This is a genomic window from Methanofollis liminatans DSM 4140 (genome assembly GCF_000275865.1).
Lineage (GTDB): Archaea > Halobacteriota > Methanomicrobia > Methanomicrobiales > Methanofollaceae > Methanofollis > Methanofollis liminatans.
Genome location: NZ_CM001555.1, coordinates 1,879,242 through 1,894,128 on the forward strand (window position 1 = coordinate 1,879,242; position 14,887 = coordinate 1,894,128).

Annotated in this window: 17 protein-coding genes and 1 pseudogene; 9 read left to right on the plus strand and 9 right to left on the minus strand. The window is 59.6% G+C overall.

Annotated features, from left to right (window positions below):
* Positions 1–12: 12 nt before the first annotated feature.
* The 5 genes from METLI_RS09225 to fdhD form a co-directional block, all read right to left on the minus strand.
* A complete protein-coding gene (locus METLI_RS09225) occupies positions 13–501 on the minus strand; it encodes a TspO/MBR family protein (protein ID WP_004039743.1) in 489 nt (162 codons plus the stop codon).
* A gap of 37 nt (positions 502–538) precedes the next feature.
* Entirely contained in the window at positions 539–1,366 is an 828-nt protein-coding gene (locus tag METLI_RS09230; protein WP_004039744.1) for a sulfite exporter TauE/SafE family protein, read from the minus strand.
* Between the two features lie 1,002 nt (positions 1,367–2,368).
* Entirely contained in the window at positions 2,369–2,644 is a 276-nt protein-coding gene (locus METLI_RS09235; protein WP_004039746.1) for a DUF1894 domain-containing protein, read from the minus strand.
* Complete coding sequence (locus tag METLI_RS09240; RefSeq protein ID WP_004039748.1) at positions 2,632–3,093, minus strand: DUF1890 domain-containing protein; 462 nt, start codon at positions 3,091–3,093, stop codon at positions 2,632–2,634. The genes METLI_RS09235 and METLI_RS09240 overlap by 13 nt, the downstream gene beginning before the upstream one ends.
* 8 nt (positions 3,094–3,101) lie before the next feature.
* Positions 3,102–3,797 carry a formate dehydrogenase accessory sulfurtransferase FdhD gene (fdhD, locus tag METLI_RS09245; RefSeq protein WP_245529354.1) on the minus strand — a complete coding sequence of 232 codons (696 nt, stop codon included), beginning with the start codon at positions 3,795–3,797 and terminating at the stop codon, positions 3,102–3,104.
* Between the two features lie 173 nt (positions 3,798–3,970).
* Here fdhD and METLI_RS09250 point away from each other — a divergent pair, with 173 nt between their 5' ends.
* The 6 genes from METLI_RS09250 to METLI_RS09275 all read left to right on the plus strand — a co-directional run bounded on the left by METLI_RS09250 (position 3,971) and on the right by METLI_RS09275 (position 10,085).
* A complete protein-coding gene (locus METLI_RS09250) occupies positions 3,971–4,348 on the plus strand; it encodes a transcriptional regulator (protein WP_004039752.1) in 378 nt (125 codons plus the stop codon).
* Positions 4,349–4,461: 113 nt separating this feature from the next.
* Positions 4,462–5,610: an LL-diaminopimelate aminotransferase gene (locus METLI_RS09255; protein WP_004039754.1), complete on the plus strand. Its 1,149-nt coding sequence runs from the start codon at positions 4,462–4,464 to the stop codon at positions 5,608–5,610.
* Positions 5,607–6,899: a diaminopimelate decarboxylase gene (gene lysA / locus METLI_RS09260; protein WP_004039756.1), complete on the plus strand. Its 1,293-nt coding sequence runs from the start codon at positions 5,607–5,609 to the stop codon at positions 6,897–6,899. Before METLI_RS09255 ends, lysA begins: the two co-directional genes overlap by 4 nt.
* 6 nt (positions 6,900–6,905) lie before the next feature.
* Positions 6,906–8,213, plus strand: a complete 1,308-nt coding sequence (locus METLI_RS09265) for an OB-fold nucleic acid binding domain-containing protein (protein ID WP_004039758.1) — start codon at positions 6,906–6,908, stop codon at positions 8,211–8,213.
* 179 nt (positions 8,214–8,392) lie between these two features.
* Positions 8,393–9,373: a DNA repair and recombination protein RadA gene (gene radA / locus METLI_RS09270; RefSeq protein WP_004039759.1), complete on the plus strand. Its 981-nt coding sequence runs from the start codon at positions 8,393–8,395 to the stop codon at positions 9,371–9,373.
* A gap of 13 nt (positions 9,374–9,386) precedes the next feature.
* On the plus strand, positions 9,387–10,085 hold the full coding sequence (locus METLI_RS09275; protein WP_004039760.1) for a phosphoglycolate phosphatase: 699 nt from the start codon (positions 9,387–9,389) through the stop codon (positions 10,083–10,085).
* Here METLI_RS09275 and METLI_RS09280 read toward each other — a convergent pair.
* From METLI_RS09280 to METLI_RS09290, 3 genes are all read right to left on the minus strand, one after another.
* On the minus strand, positions 10,067–10,318 hold the full coding sequence (locus tag METLI_RS09280; protein WP_004039762.1) for a PRC-barrel domain-containing protein: 252 nt from the start codon (positions 10,316–10,318) through the stop codon (positions 10,067–10,069). The genes METLI_RS09275 and METLI_RS09280 overlap by 19 nt on opposite strands.
* Positions 10,319–10,399: 81 nt before the next feature.
* The gene (locus METLI_RS09285) at positions 10,400–10,609 is read right to left on the minus strand and encodes a histone family protein (RefSeq protein WP_004039764.1); all 210 of its coding nucleotides are present in this window, start codon (positions 10,607–10,609) and stop codon (positions 10,400–10,402) included.
* A gap of 131 nt (positions 10,610–10,740) precedes the next feature.
* Positions 10,741–11,619 (minus strand): CBS domain-containing protein, encoded by an 879-nt coding sequence (locus METLI_RS09290; protein ID WP_004039766.1) that lies wholly within the window; start codon positions 11,617–11,619, stop codon positions 10,741–10,743.
* Between the two features lie 47 nt (positions 11,620–11,666).
* On the opposite strand from METLI_RS09290, the gene METLI_RS12820 reads away from it, so the two are divergent.
* Positions 11,667–12,725 carry an NOG1 family protein gene (locus METLI_RS12820; protein WP_004039768.1) on the plus strand — a complete coding sequence of 353 codons (1,059 nt, stop codon included), beginning with the start codon at positions 11,667–11,669 and terminating at the stop codon, positions 12,723–12,725.
* On the opposite strand, the pseudogene METLI_RS09295 reads toward METLI_RS12820, so the two are convergent.
* A pseudogene (locus METLI_RS09295) lies at positions 12,666–13,487 on the minus strand (presenilin family intramembrane aspartyl protease PSH); the annotation flags it as partial. The gene METLI_RS12820 and the pseudogene METLI_RS09295 overlap by 60 nt on opposite strands.
* Positions 13,488–13,543: 56 nt before the next feature.
* Between METLI_RS09295 and METLI_RS09300 the strand changes: the two are divergent.
* Both METLI_RS09300 and fen read left to right on the plus strand, forming a co-directional pair.
* Complete coding sequence (locus tag METLI_RS09300) at positions 13,544–13,858, plus strand: hypothetical protein (protein ID WP_004039772.1); 315 nt, start codon at positions 13,544–13,546, stop codon at positions 13,856–13,858.
* A gap of 18 nt (positions 13,859–13,876) precedes the next feature.
* Positions 13,877–14,878: a flap endonuclease-1 gene (gene fen / locus METLI_RS09305; RefSeq protein WP_004039774.1), complete on the plus strand. Its 1,002-nt coding sequence runs from the start codon at positions 13,877–13,879 to the stop codon at positions 14,876–14,878.
* Positions 14,879–14,887 lie beyond the last annotated feature (9 nt).

Sequence of the window (14,887 nt, forward strand, 5' to 3'; positions counted from 1 at the left end):
GGAAAAATCGGGTCAGGGGTTGAGGGTCCAGATCGCCCAGGTGAGATACGTGGCGAAACTCACCCAGACCAGATAGGGGACCAGGAGATATGCCGCCGGCCGCGAGACACGGTATGCGAGGAGGATCGTCGCGACGATGGCAAACCAGAGGACGAGGATCTCGATCAGGCCAAGAAGCGGGGACTGAAGCCCGAAGAAGAGCGCCGACCAGAGGAGGTTGAGCACGAGTTGCAGCCCGAAGACGAGAAGCGCCGCCCTGACCGGAGGTCTGTCAGCCCCCTCCCGCCACAGGAGAAACAAAGAGACACCCATCAGCACAAAGAGCGTGGTCCAGACCGGGGCGAAGACCCACGAGGGAGGGGTGAGCGGGGGTTTGACGAGCCCCGCATACCAGCCCGGGATATTCGGGGCGGTGAAAAGCGACCCGATGATGCCGGCCATATTGGTGAGGATGATCGCCGCAACCAGCCGCACGGCGTCCTGATATCTGCTGGAGTCCATGGGGGGAAATGAACCCGGAAGCATATAACCCCTTGTCTCAGAAGGAGAGATCTGGAAGAGAGAAGATCCCGAGCATGCTAATGCCGATATAGCCGGTGAGCAGCACGAACGCCGCCCTGAGGGCTGCCGGCGGCAGGCGGTGGGCTGCAGCAACGCCGAAGCGAGCGGCCGGAATGGAGACCGCAACAATCACCGCAGCCTGCAACAGCCCAACATAGCCGACGGTGCCGGGAGGCAGGCCAGACACCCCGGTGCCGGCGATCATATACGAGAGCGTTCCCGCGGTGGCGGCGAAGATCATCACCACCGTCGAGGTGGCAACGGCGCGGAGCATACCAAAACGCAGGACCGCCGTAAGGATGGGGACCAGGATGACGCCGCCGCCGATACCGGCCATCCCGGAGACCACGCCGACCGGAAGGCCCCAGAGCAGGTACCGGCTGCCGTCAATCTCAGGGACATCCTCTCCTGCGTCCGTCTGCGGGAGAAGGACCCGGAGGCCGGCAGCGAGCACGACGAGACCAAAGAAGATCCTGACCATTTCCGCGGGGAGATATACGGCGAGAACGGCACCGACGACGCCACCGGCCGCAGCCGAGATCCCGAGGAGATAGCCGGCCCGCCAGACAAGAGAGCCGCGCCGGAGATGGGCAAGAGCGCCAGAGAGCGCCGTCGGGATAATCGCAACAAGACTTGTCCCGAGGGCGAGGCGCAGGGAGATCTCTTCGGGCAGGCCCATCGCCACAAAGAGCCACAGCAGGATCGGGACCATAATAAATCCGCCGCCGACGCCAAGCAGGCCGGAGAGTATCCCCACCAGCAGCCCGGTGAAGATCAGCGTGAGAAGAAGGGCAGTCCCGATCATAGGATCACAGGATTATCTGATCCTTTCACACGATAGAGGTTTTCTGAGGGGTATATCTGAGAACCGCACTGGAAGAGAGGATCATGCGCGGAGATCTAAAAAGACGTCAGAGGTCTGAATACGCCCTCAGAGGATGAACACCGCGTTAAGCCCCGGAAAAAAGATCAGCCAGACCAGAGATCTTCAGCCGTCAGGATAGAGGTTTCACCGATATTTCAGGGATAAAAAGAAATTTCACAGAAATTAATCAGGAATTGAAAGAATGCATGGAATTGGCGCCCACGGGAAGACCCATGATCTTAAACTGGTTATTATACCAGCAACAATATTTAAATATTTCCCTGCCAATCCCGCGACCACACCGGACCAGGAAACTGAAGAACCGGCTCCATCGGAGAAAAAAATGGATTGAAACGCATAGAATATCCCGGACACCGTGGAAAGGGATAAAAAGAATCAGTAAGGTTTTAGGATCCTGAACCCACATCTCCACATACCATATACAAAATATTTATATATTAAATCCATAATAGAGAGCATTGCCCCTGAGGGGAGATGAATTGTGAACATGGGGGGACACAATTCAACAGCTATGATGGGGCACTTAACAGGTACGAAGAGAAGTACAGGCCTGCCGTTCCTGCCATGCCATCCCATGAACGGGACGGAGCGCGTATGGTTGAACACTCGCGCCCCTGCGGCCTGGCAAACGGCCAAACATGCTGGTTGCCGGAGTTCATCACAGCGCCGCCCGTCACGGCGGCGCACGATCTCAGCAGGAAGAGGATCTTTTCAGGCACCCTCTGCCCTGCTGGCAGGAAAAGGATACGGTCCGTTCTGGGGGGGCATGGGCCGCAACCCATTCCTGCCTCTGCCCAACCTCACCTGACTTCATTTTTTGATGCCACCTGCCTTTCAGCCCGTGCGATCAACACGTTCTTTCCATCTTCAGGCCAGATTCATCCACTCTGTGAGCGCCGGCTCAGGTCCTGACAGTCACCATCATTTCTTCTGCGACCTCAACCTCAACACCTCGTCCTTTCCCTCAACCTTCAGCACGAAGGTGCCATGGCAGGGTTTGGTGTATGGAAAGATCACAGAGTCCCCATCGACGCCGATGGGGATGGGCGGCACCCCGATCAGTGCGAGATCGAAGATCCTGTAACCGGGCATCACATCGTAAAACTCGCGGTAATTTTTTCGGATATAATCCCTGTACTCCCGGAAACTGCAGTTCCGCAGGAGCACCTCATACTTCAGCGCCTCTACGCACCCCATCCTGTCACCTCCGCAATCGCGGCCTTCAGCGGACCAGCCTTATGGGCAGTCCTGACCGTCACCTTCTCGCACGGGAAGTCGATCAGCGCGGAGAGACTCTCCGCATCTTTCCCGAAGACTACAACGATCACCTTCCCGCCGGAGATGGCGCTGATCGTCCCGGCAAAACTGACCCCACTCTCTACATGGACCAGAACGAACGAGACAGCAAAGTCCCGCTCTTTTGCGGCCATCGCCTCAATGCAGCGGTCCAGATCGATCATCTCGCCCACATACCGGCCTTCGGGGTCGGCCATCGCCACAAGCGCCCGTGCAGACGGGTTTCCTGTAATAACTGGCGTTTTACCAGCCTTTCTAAGACCATGCGCAAGGTGGATCGCAAGACTTACCTGTACCGGTGCCTCAGGACACCCGAGGACGATCAGCCCTTCATCTTCTTTTTCAGACATATCCATAATCACCGTATTTTTTCCCCTTCACCCGGAACAGAAATACCCTCCACCCGCCAGGGATGCGTGTAGATGGTGAACCGGTCGCCGCGTGAGAAGCAGATCAGAGTGATCCCGGCTTCTTCGGCCGTTTTGATCCCCTGGTCAGTCGAGGCCGCCCTGGAGATGATCACCGGTATGCCGGCACTCGCTGCCTTGGCCACCATGCCGGCCGGCTGCCGCCCGGTACAGCCGATCACACAGCGGGAGCGGTCGAGCCCGGCAAGAACGGCATGCCCGATCACTTTGTCAACAGTGTTGTGCCTTCCGATGTCACAGGCCTTTGCCTCAAGAGCGCCATCATAGAAAAGGACAGAGCAATGCAGGCCCCCGGTCTTCCTCCAGTCCTCAGACTCGATGGCGGCGGTCATCCGGTAGACATCATCGATGGTGATCCGCGGTCCGGCCCCGACACGCCGGACCTGCCGCAGATAGGCCGTCCCACCCGAGGTCTCAAGCACCCGTTCACCGCCGGGTTTCACCTCAGCACCGACGAGAATGTCGTTACCGCTCACCTCGACACCCTGTACTCTCTCTGCAAGGCCCTCAGAGACGATAAAACCCGCCCCGAGTTCCCTGAGTTGCTCGGCCGAGGCGACCATTCCCGTAACCTCCTCGCCGTTGACCAGAAGACGGAACCTGCTCTCGATACAGACCTCATCCATTATCTCGCGCGGCTCCCCCCCCTTTACCTGAATACCTCTGTACGTATAGAGATCCATGGCGTTCCCTTCCTCACCGCCACCATAATGGCAGCATTGGCACATTCCGAACTCTTATATCATTTCGGATTAACAATTGTTAATCAGTAGTCTCTCAATTTATGGATTGTGATACCATGAAACTCCCCTGTGAAACCGGCGTCTGGATCATTCTGCCCTGCATCCGTGCGTGCCTTGTTCAGGAACTGACGGCAAAGGGCCTCTCACAGAAAAAAGTCTCGACGATGCTCGGGATTACACCGGCGTCAGTCTCCCAGTACACCTCAAAAAAACGGGGATGTACGATCGAACTGTGCAACGATGCGATCGCCTCCATCCAGCAACTTGCCGACGACCTCATCACCGATAATGTCGAACACATGGGACTGCGGATGTGCGACATCTGCATGCAGGTCAGGTCGCAGGGGGTTCTCGACGAGGGAGAGGACGGACCGTGCATCAGGGATCTGGTCTGCAACCTCTCTTCCCCGGATGGCAGACACCACGCCACCTGACGGCGACGTGACGGCAACGACCCGGGCACTCCGGCCCTGCGAATACCGGAAATATCCCTCTTTTTCGACAGGGTGCGAACGTAATTTATTCTTGTCCTGCAATACCTAGAGCGATGTACTCGCAGAGACTGGAGAATCTGCCGCCCTACCTTTTTGCCAGAATAGACGCATTGAAAGGCCAGAAAAGGAGGGAGGGCGTCGACGTTATCGATCTCGGTGTCGGTGACCCGGACCTGCCGACACCCGACCACATCGTCGAGGCAATGATCAGGGCCGTAAAAGACCCGAGAAACCACCATTATCCGGCCTACGAGGGGATAGCCGCTTACCGCGACGCCGTGGCGGCGTGGTACGACAACCGTTTCTCGGCCTCCCTCGACCCGGCATCAGAGGTCGTCGCCCTGATGGGCTCGAAGGACGGTATCGCACATATACCGGAGGCATTTGTAAACCCGGGCGACTATGTCCTCGTCCCCGACCCGGGATACCCGGTCTATAAAACCTCAACGCTCTTTGCCGAGGGAAAAGCGCACCTGATGCCCCTTCTCGAGGAGAACAACTTCCTTCCGGTGCTCGAGGATATCCCGGCAGAGGTGCTCGAACGGGCGAAACTCCTTTTCTTCAACTACCCGAACAACCCGACGGCGGCGATTGCACCCGAACGCTTCTTCGATGAAGTTGTGGAGTTTGCACGCGAGCACGACCTCGTCGTCGTGCATGACAACGCCTACTCCGAGATCACCTTCGACGGATACCGGGCGCCCTCGTTCCTCCAGGCAGACGGGGCAAAGGAAGTCGGCGTGGAGATGCACTCGCTCTCGAAGACCTACAACATGACCGGATGGCGGATCGGCATGGCCGTCGGCAATCCCGAGATCCTCGCCGGCCTTGGCCGCGTAAAGTCCAACGTGGACTCCGGCGTCTTCGATGCCGTTCAGGAGGCGGCGATCACCGCTCTCACCGGCCCGCAGCAGTGTGTCGCCGACGCCTGCGCCGTCTACCAGGAGCGGCGCGACACCCTCGTGAAAGGGCTTTCCGAACTCGGCTACGATGTCAGGGCACCGAAGGCAACCTTCTATGTCTGGATGCCGGTCGAAGACTGCATGGCCACGGCGACGCAGTTCCTGAACGAGGCCGGGATCGTCGTGACGCCAGGCGTCGGGTTCGGCGAGAGCGGCGACGGCTACGTCAGGTTTGCGGTCACCCGATCGGTGGAGCGGATCGAAGAGGCGATCGAGCGGATCGGGAGGCTTCGCCGATGAAACTCCCATCTCACCTGGGCATCAAAAACGGCCGCCTCCACATCGGCGGCCACGACTGCACCGCCCTTGCAGCAGCCTACGGCACGCCGCTGTACGTCACCGACCTCGACCGGATCGCCGGTAACTTCAGGCGGTTCCGTGCCGCCCTCGCGGCCCATTATCCCGAAACACAGGTGCTCTTTGCGGCGAAAGCAAACGGGAACCTGACCGTGATCAGGACGCTTGCGGCTGAAGGGGCTGGAGCAGACGTCTTCTCCTCAGGAGAACTCGAACTCGCCCTGCGCGCCGGCATGAAGCCCGAACGCCTGCTTTTCAACGGGAGCTCGAAGAGCCCGGCCGACCTTGCGCTCGCCGTGGAAACCGGGGTGCGCCTCTCGGTCGACTCCATCGAAGAGCTCAGGCAGCTCAATGCCGTAGCGGCAGAGGCCGGCAGAACGGCCGCGATCGCCTTCCGGGTGAACCCGGCCCTCGAGGTGCCGACCCACCCAAAGATCGCCACCGGCCTGAAGACGAGCAAGTTCGGCATCCCGGCTGAGGAGATCGTCGCCGCCTACGCCGAGGCCCTTGCCGCAGAACATATCGAACCGGTCGGCATCCACTGCCACATCGGTTCGCAGATCCTGGAGGTCGAGCCCTTTGCCCGCGCCGCCGGGGTAATGGTCAGAGTGGCCCGCGAGATCACCGACATCGGCGTCAATCTTGAGTTCATCGATATTGGCGGCGGTCTCGGGATCCCGTACCACCACGACACCGATCCGGCTCCGACGCCCGAGGAGTATGCAGCCGCCGTCATGCCGGTCTTCCTGCAGGGGATCAGGGAGTGCGGGATCGACCCGGCGCTCTGGGTAGAACCGGGCCGCTGGCTTGTCGGCGACTCCTCGGTTCTGCTGGTCGGCGTGAACTCGGTGAAGCGCGCCCACCGGACCTTTGTCAACGTCGACGCAGGTTTCAACCTCCTGGTGAGACCGGCGATGTACGACTCCTACCATGAGGTGGTCGTGGCCGACCGGGCCGATGCGGCCGCCGACGGCACCTACACGGTGGCCGGCCCGATCTGCGAGACCGGCGACCTGCTGGCGCAGGACCGGGAACTTCCGGCCCCTAAGGCAGGCGACACCATCGCCGTCCTCGATGCAGGGGCATACGGTTTTGCCATGTCCTCGCAGTACAACAGCCGCCCGCGCTGTGCCGAAGTGGCGGTACGCGGCGGAAAGCATGCCATTATGCGCCGCGCCGAACGCCTCGACGACCTCACCGCCACGATGGAGACCCCGGACTGGACCGCGTGATCTGCCGTGCAGTTTCACTACGCCCTCGTAGACGACCTCATCAGCCGCGATGAGTTCGAGCGGCGCGTCCAGGAACGTATAGAAGGGGCCGGAGGGCTGCTGGACGAGGACGCCGCCGCACTTCTGGTCGTCGGCGACTGCGGGAGGCAGCACCTGCAGATCAGGGATCTCGGACCTGGCCCGACCTTGCTCTCTTTTTTCGGCAAAGTGCTTTCGGTAGGCGAACCAACGCCTTTCTCACGACAGGACGGCGAAGAGGGGCGGCGGGCTTCCCTTCTCCTCGGCGATGCTACCGGAAGGGTCGAGGTCGTGCTCTGGGACGATCAGGCCGAGGCCGTGGCCGAGATCGAGGTCGGCGAGGTGCTCGAAGTGATCGGGAGGCGCTCGCAGCGCGGAGGCCCGAGCCTCTCGGCCCTTGCCCTGCGCAAATCCAGGGTGAGCATCGATTGCCCGATGGAGACGGAGCGGCGGTGCGCCGATCCGGCGGGCACCGGCGACCTGACAGTACGGATCCTTGCCATCGACGAACCGAAGGCTTTCACCCGCAGAGACGGAAGCGAAGGGATGCGGACCTCCGCCCTTGTCGGCGACGCCACCGGGACAGCGCGGCTCGTCTGCTGGGAGCCCGCGCTGCTCCAGGGATATTGTGCAGGGGCGAGCGTGCGGATCGACGGCGCTCGCACCACCACGCGCGGCAGGGGCGTCGAGTTCTCCCTCGACGAGAAGGGGACGGTGGCGCCGGCAGACGAGGCGGTGGAGGTCAGGTTCGCCGCGGCCGCCGGGGTGAAGGCCGGGGAGACCGTATCGCTCAGAGGCAGAATCACCGATCCCGGACGGCCACGTGGTTTTACGACGCGGGACGGCGGGCGATCCTGGGTCAGAAACCTCGACATGGCCGACGATTCAGGGACGATCAGACTTGTACTGTGGGGGGAGCACGCCCTCGCCGCGCTTGCGGCCGACGAAGAGATCACCGTGTACCATGCCATCGCAAAGGAGGGGCGTTCGGGGGGAATCGAGGTTTCCGTCGGGGCGGGAAGCCATCTTGTCCTCCCACAGCCTGACTGCAGCGACATATCATTCGAAGGGACGATCGTCCCCTCCACCCTCGGTCCGACGATCGACAACGGCACCGAGGCTTTTATCCTCGCCCGCGATCTCCTCCCGGGATCCGAAGTGCGGGTAGAAGGGAGGCGTTCAGGCACGCAGATCACCCCCTACACCGTGGAGACCATTGAGATCAGCAGGGAGTCCCTTGAGCGGAGGCTGGAAGCACTCCTCCAGCGCCTTAAAAAGACTGAAAAAAGTTTCTGAACACGGCAAGGTGAAAAAACGCGCGAAATTACACTTTCACCCCGCGCACGGAAAGAATGGATATGTCCATGACGAAAATGCTATGTGTGCCCGATGCCCACGATCCCGTGTCGCATTTCTGGGCCCCGCACCTCTTTCCACCGGGGTGTGACCACAGATTCATGGAGTGAGGTAAAAATATGCCATCAGGTTCACTAGATCTCGAAGATCTCCCCGGCGTTGGGCCGACCACTGCCGAAAAGCTCCGCGAAGCCGGATATGCCACCGTCGAGAGCATCGCCACGGCCTCTCCAGCCGATCTTGCCGAAGCAGCCGAGATCGGAGAATCAAGCGCCAAGAAGATCATCAAGGCGGCACGGGAGATCGCCGACATCGGCGGGTTCAAAACGGGCATTGCCGTTCTTGAGGACAGAAAAGAGGTAAAGAAACTCCAGACTCTCGTTCCAGAGTTCGACGCACTTCTGGGAGGCGGCATGGAGACGAAATCCATCACTGAGGTCTATGGCGAGTTCGGTTCGGGTAAAAGCCAGATCTCGCACCAGATGGCGGTCAACTGCCAGATACCCCTGGAGCTCGGCGGTCTCAACGGGTCGTGCGTCTACATTGACACCGAGAACACCTTCCGCCCCGAGCGTATCGAGCAGATGGTGGAAGGGCTCGACATCCCCGGCTACGAGGTGCCACCGTTCACCGAGTTCCTGGAACGGATTCACGTGGCGAAAGGCTACACCTCCGACCACCAGATGCTCCTCCTCGAAAGCGCCCGCGACCTTGCAACAGAAATGAAGGAGAGTGACCACCCGGTCAGGCTGATTATCGTCGACTCGCTCACCGCCCACTTCAGGGCCGAATATGCGGGCCGGGGCACGCTCTCGGTACGCCAGCAGAAGTTGAACCGGCACATGTACGACCTGGCGAAGATCGCAGAGGAGTTTAATGCCGTGGCCCTCGTCACAAATCAGGTCCAGTCGAACCCCGGCGTCTTCTTCGGCGACCCGACAAAGCCGATCGGCGGAAACATCGTCGGGCATGCGGCGAAGTTCAGGCTGTACCTCCGCAAGAGCAAGGGCGGACGCCGGATCGCAAAACTCGTCGACAGTCCGAACCTGCCCGACGGCGAGGCGGCATTCGTGGTCGAGACGAGCGGGCTCAAGCCCTGAGGGAGATGTTCAGGTGCTCAAGGCGGTCGTAACAGATCTGGACGGGACGCTGACCGACGAGAGGCGGCGGATCTCCACCGTCGCCATCGAGACGATACGGGATCTCGTGGACGCCGGCGTCCTGGTCGTCCTCGCCAGCGGAAACACCGTCTGTTCTCTGGACATCCTCTGCAAGATGATCGGTACCGATGGCACCATTATCTGCGAGAACGGCGGGGTTTACCGATTCAGGTTTGACGGTCAGATCCAGATCCCCGGCCGCCAACCGATCTGCTGGGACGCATACCACCGGATCGAGGAGCATTTTGCCGCGAAGGGGGAGCGCCTCACCCTATACTCCCCTGAGAACCGCTTCGCCGATGTGGCCTTTGCACGGAGCGTCGACCCCGCCGAGACGGCAGAGGTAATCTCGGATATGCCGGTAAGGGTCATCGATACCGGGTTCGCCATCCATCTGCAGTATGAAGGAGTCTCGAAAGGGACAGCCCTTTCCGACCTTGCGGCGCTGATGGGCGTCTCGACCGACGAGATACTTGCCGTCGGCGACTCAGGAAACGACACCGAGATGATCAGACGCGCCGGTATCGGGGCGGCGGTGGGCAATGCCACAGAAGAGATGCGCGATGCGGCCGACTATGTATCAGAAAAGAAGTATGGGAACGGATTTGTTGAAATTATCCAGAAATATCAGCCTTATTTTTTTGAGCGGTAACGATCGACCACAATATAGTCGCGCGCATCCTTGACCGCTTCGAAGGGTATCAACATCTGGTCGCCGTCCATTCGATAACCTGACGTGTCAAAAGAGGCCTCCGGTTTGACAAGGAGGTCGATCACCTCTCCTGTGTCGAGGTCGACCATCAGATTCTTGATCTGGCCGATAATCATCCCGTCATTGCTCATCACCCGCTTGCGCGCAAGGCTCCGCGAGAAGATCTTACTCATAGTCACTCAGTGCGCTTCCTCGATATATAAAATTGTTGAAAAGAAGGAGAATTTGGTATCCCGCCAATTTAAAGCGGGTGTTCACTTAAGGATCTCATTTGCCATCTTGATATCGACGGCCTTCACGGTCTTGCGCCCGGCATGACGCGTGAGTTTAATCGCTTCTTTTGCCATCGCGGTCCCATACGCTTCCATAAGGACGGCAAGAGCCTCGCTTCCGTCGGCGCTCACCCTCTCAGCGCCGGCATTTTTAATAATCCTGCCAACAGGTGCAATCGGTAGTTCGCCCATTTTCAATCACCTCTCCTGTCAATCATGACCCATACCGGGACAGAGGATTGAAAGAACACATTTGTAGATAGAGATACCCCTATTTATATTTGTGGGTGCCCAGATCAGCGTACAGCCGGTTATGGTACCCCTTATAGCGCGGGGAAGACACCAATGATGTCGGACTGCGTAATGATTCCGACGGGTTTGCCGCCATCGACAACGATCAGCCGTCCGATTTCTCTCTCCTTAAAACGCCGGATAACCTCGTAAAGATGTGTTTCGGCGTCTGCTTCGATTACATCCGAGGTCATCGCCTCGCTGACCGGGGTGGTGGATGGAAACCCTTTTGCATAGGCTTTTGCAAGATCCGTGAGGGTGACGATGCCAAGGAGCCTCTCCCCGTCCATAACGGGTGCTCCATGAATACGGCTTCTGGCAAAGAGGTGGGTTGCCTCCTTGAGGGTGGTACCCGGCAGGAGGGAGATGAGAGGGGCGCTCATATAATGCCTGATCGATTTCTTGGGGAGCGAGATCATCTCGCTGATCGAGATGAGAAGAGAACTCTTCGCCTCGTCCTTGCCGAAGACCTCGCCCCTGAGGAGAAGTTTGTTCACCGGCGTCGGCCCGATGGTGACCTCATCCCCGATCTCAAAGATCTTCACGCTCCCGATGATCCTGATCAGGGCATGGCAGATATCAGGATGACAGAGCGTGGTGAAATCGATCTCTGAAACATTTGCCCCTTCGACCTCCTCATCATTCCGGGAGATCATCACATGAGAGCCCTGATCGTAACCACTGACGTTCAATTCCCGGTAAGCCTTCTCCGAGGGATTGTAACCGCCTTTCGGACCGGGAACACCGTCGACGAGTTCGAGGGCCTTAAGCGACTGCATCTGATTCCGGACCGTCCCCGGATTGCGTTTGAGCACATCCGCGATCTCCTCACCCTTGATCGCGCGGGAGTGCCGGTGATAGAGGGTGATGAGGGTGATGAGTATCTCTTTCTGGATGAGGGACAAATCCATAGTAGAGAATCTTATGAACCTCTATAAATATCAGGGTTGTGGGTGCTGTGGAGTTTGAGCGGATTCCAACCGTACCAACGGCAGACGAAGTGCTGGACAGAAGTTTCCGGCGGGCCGCAGCGAAGATGAGGCTGAAGGCCAACAAAAACAGAGCAAACGAGGATTTCGTCAAAGCGGTCTCAAGCGCCGTCCACGATCGCCTTGTCCATGTCATCCAGTCCTTTCCGATCTTCGAAGACCAGGCGCCCTTTTATCGGGACACCGTCGAGGCCCTCTTCGGGATCGAACGACTGAAAATGGCCCTGGGCAACGTAGGCTGGGCGGCAATGCACACCAAGAGAATGGGTTTTGAGCACGGCGGAAAGAGGATCCGGTGGGCTGAGGACACCGCTGCCATGCGGAAGAAAGCCGTGGCAAGAATCGCCTCGATCGTACACCAGGTCGACAAAGATCTCCGGTTCCTCAACGATGTGCGCAACGTGCTGCGAAAACTCCCTGAGGTCAAGGACGACGAGTTCACAGTGGTGATCGCGGGCTACCCGAACGTCGGCAAGTCGTCGTTCATCAAGCTCGTCTCCTCTGCCGAGCCTGAAGTGGCGTCCTATCCCTTCACCACGAAGGGGGTAATCCTCGGCCACCGTTACATGGGGCGCAAGAGGATCCAGTTCCTTGACACGCCCGGACTTCTGGACCGGCCTGAAGAGGAGCGAAACGCCATCGAGGAGCAGGCGATCTCGGCCGTCGTCAATTCGGCCCATCTGATCCTCTTTATTCTGGACCCGAGCGAGTACTGCGGGTACCCGATCGAGGACCAGTACCGTCTCCTCGAAACCGTCAGGGCGATGGTGACGGTGCCGGTGATCGTCGTCTCGAACAAGGCCGATATCAAAGGCGGGGACGGTCTTTCGATGTCGACGGCGACCGGCGAAGGGGTGGACGAGGTCCTCGCCCTGATACTCTCACAGTATCGCGAGCCAGCCCCAGCTCCCGCTAAGGACGCAGCCGGCGAGGAAGCCGAGGATGGCGCCGCCGTTGAGGGGTGGGAGACCGGCCTGGGGTCTTCCGGAGAGGACGAAATGGATGAGCAGGACCATCCCGACGATTGAGCCGGCCATCGCGCCGAGCGCCGGTACCGAGAGGAGCCAGACCTTTGCCCCGGGCAGGAAGACCTGCGCCGAGACGACGAGGATGGAGGGCATGATCAGGTCTCCCATGCCCATGATGAAGGCTCCCCGTTCCTCTTTCTCTTTTGAAATCTCAACGCCTTCGGTCCTGAACGAGTAATCCCTCCGTTTGGGTATCACAAAGAGGATCGGCGTTTTGAGGTCCATGATCCCCTCGGCAAGGGCGATCATATGCCCGGTCTTGTAGACCGAGATGGCATCATAGACGGCGAGCATCACCAGGAGGAGGATCACCGGCAGGACCGAGAGGGAGATGCCAAAGATGGAGGCGACCCCGCCTGCGATCAGGAGGCCAAGACCATCGATGACGTACCACTCGGGGTACAGGAAGAGAAGAGCGGTCGCAAGGACGGCGACGGCGAAAGCGGCGACCCCACCGGTAAGCGAAAAGCCAAAGAACAGGGTGCAAAGCGTCCAGAAGACATAGTAGAAGGTGAACAGGATGGACAGGGCAATCAGCCCCAGGATCACTTTCTTCCCCCCCAGTTTTATCAGGGCGAGCATGATGAGGGTGAAGACGAGGAGCATGCCGAGGAAGATGAAGGGGTTCGCGACCGAGGTGGGGTCTTCGAAGGCGGCGACGCCGGCCTCCTGCATGGGGAGGGCGAGGAGGATCGCGATCACCTCGACGACGAGGAGCATCGCAGGCATCGCCAGGACGGGTGTGTTATTCCTGATATCCATTTCAAACCTCTTCTGATATCGTTAGATTAATTAATGGTTCCTTATCATCTAAAAGCATGGAGATCCGTGAAGTCCTCGTGGACGTAGTTCTCACCATTATTCTTGTCGTCTCTACCCTCACCCTGGTCTGGCGGGTATGGCAGGATCTTACCATGGCGGTGGCGACAACCCTGATGATGCTCTCCCTTGGCGGGCTGTTTCTCTCGCTCAATTACAAGATCCAGCAGCTCGACGCCAGCGTCATTGCACGGGAGCGCACCATGCGGGTGAACCTGGAGGAAATTTCCAGGACAATGGAACAGAAATATGACAATACGGTCCAGCACATCGATGCGACGGTGAACGATATCACCCGCAGGATGTACCGGTAAACCTCTTTTTGATCGTCTATGGGTGTCGCACTCAGGGAGATCCTCGGCGAATACCGGGAGGAGGTTGAGCTTGAAGAGCTGCGCGGCACCATTGCGGTGGACGCCTTCAACGCCCTGTACCAGTTCCTCACGATCATCAGGCAGCCCGACGGTACGCCGCTGATGGACAAGGATGGGCGAGTCACCTCGCACCTCTCAGGGATCTTTTTCCGGAACCTGAACTTTCTCGAAAAGGGGATCCGTCCGGCGTATATCTTCGACGGCGCTCCACCGGACCTGAAGACAGAGACGGTCGCCAGGCGCCGGGGGGTGAGAGAGGCCGCCGGGGAGCGGTGGAAGGAGGCGGTCGAACGGGGCGACATTGAGGAGGCGTATAAACAGGCGCGCGCCTCGACCAGGATCGACGATGCGATGATCGCCTCGTCGAAGCGCCTGCTCGACCTGATGGGGATCCCCTGGATGGTGGCGCCGAGCGAGGGTGAGGCGCAGGCGGCGTTCATGGCGCGGCAGGGCGATGTCGGTGCCGCTGCCTCGCAGGACTACGATGCCCTGCTCTTCGGGGCGCCCCGCCTGGTCAGGAACCTTACAGTATCGGGGAAGCGGAAGGTGCGGGGGCGGTCGGTGACGGTGCGGCCCGAGCGGATCGACCTTGCCGCGGTGCTCGCCGGCCTCGGGCTCTCTCGGGAGGAACTTGTCGAGATCGGCATCCTGATCGGGACCGACTTCAATCCCGGGATCAGGGGAGTCGGGGCGAAGACGGCCTTGAAGATCGTCAGGGGCGGGAAGTTCCAGGAGACAGTTCAAGAGAAGGCGCCCGATTTCGATCCCGGGCCGGTACAGGAGTTTTTCTTAAACCCGCCGGTGACCGGCGACTACCGCCTCGAGTGGCGGGAGCCAGACCGCGACGGGATCGTCGCCATGCTCTGCGGCGAGTACACCTTTTCAGAGGGGCGAATTGACGCCGGCCTCCAGAAGATCGGGGCGAAGGCCGGGCAGAGGACGCTTGGAGACTGGTTCTGAGCGGGGATG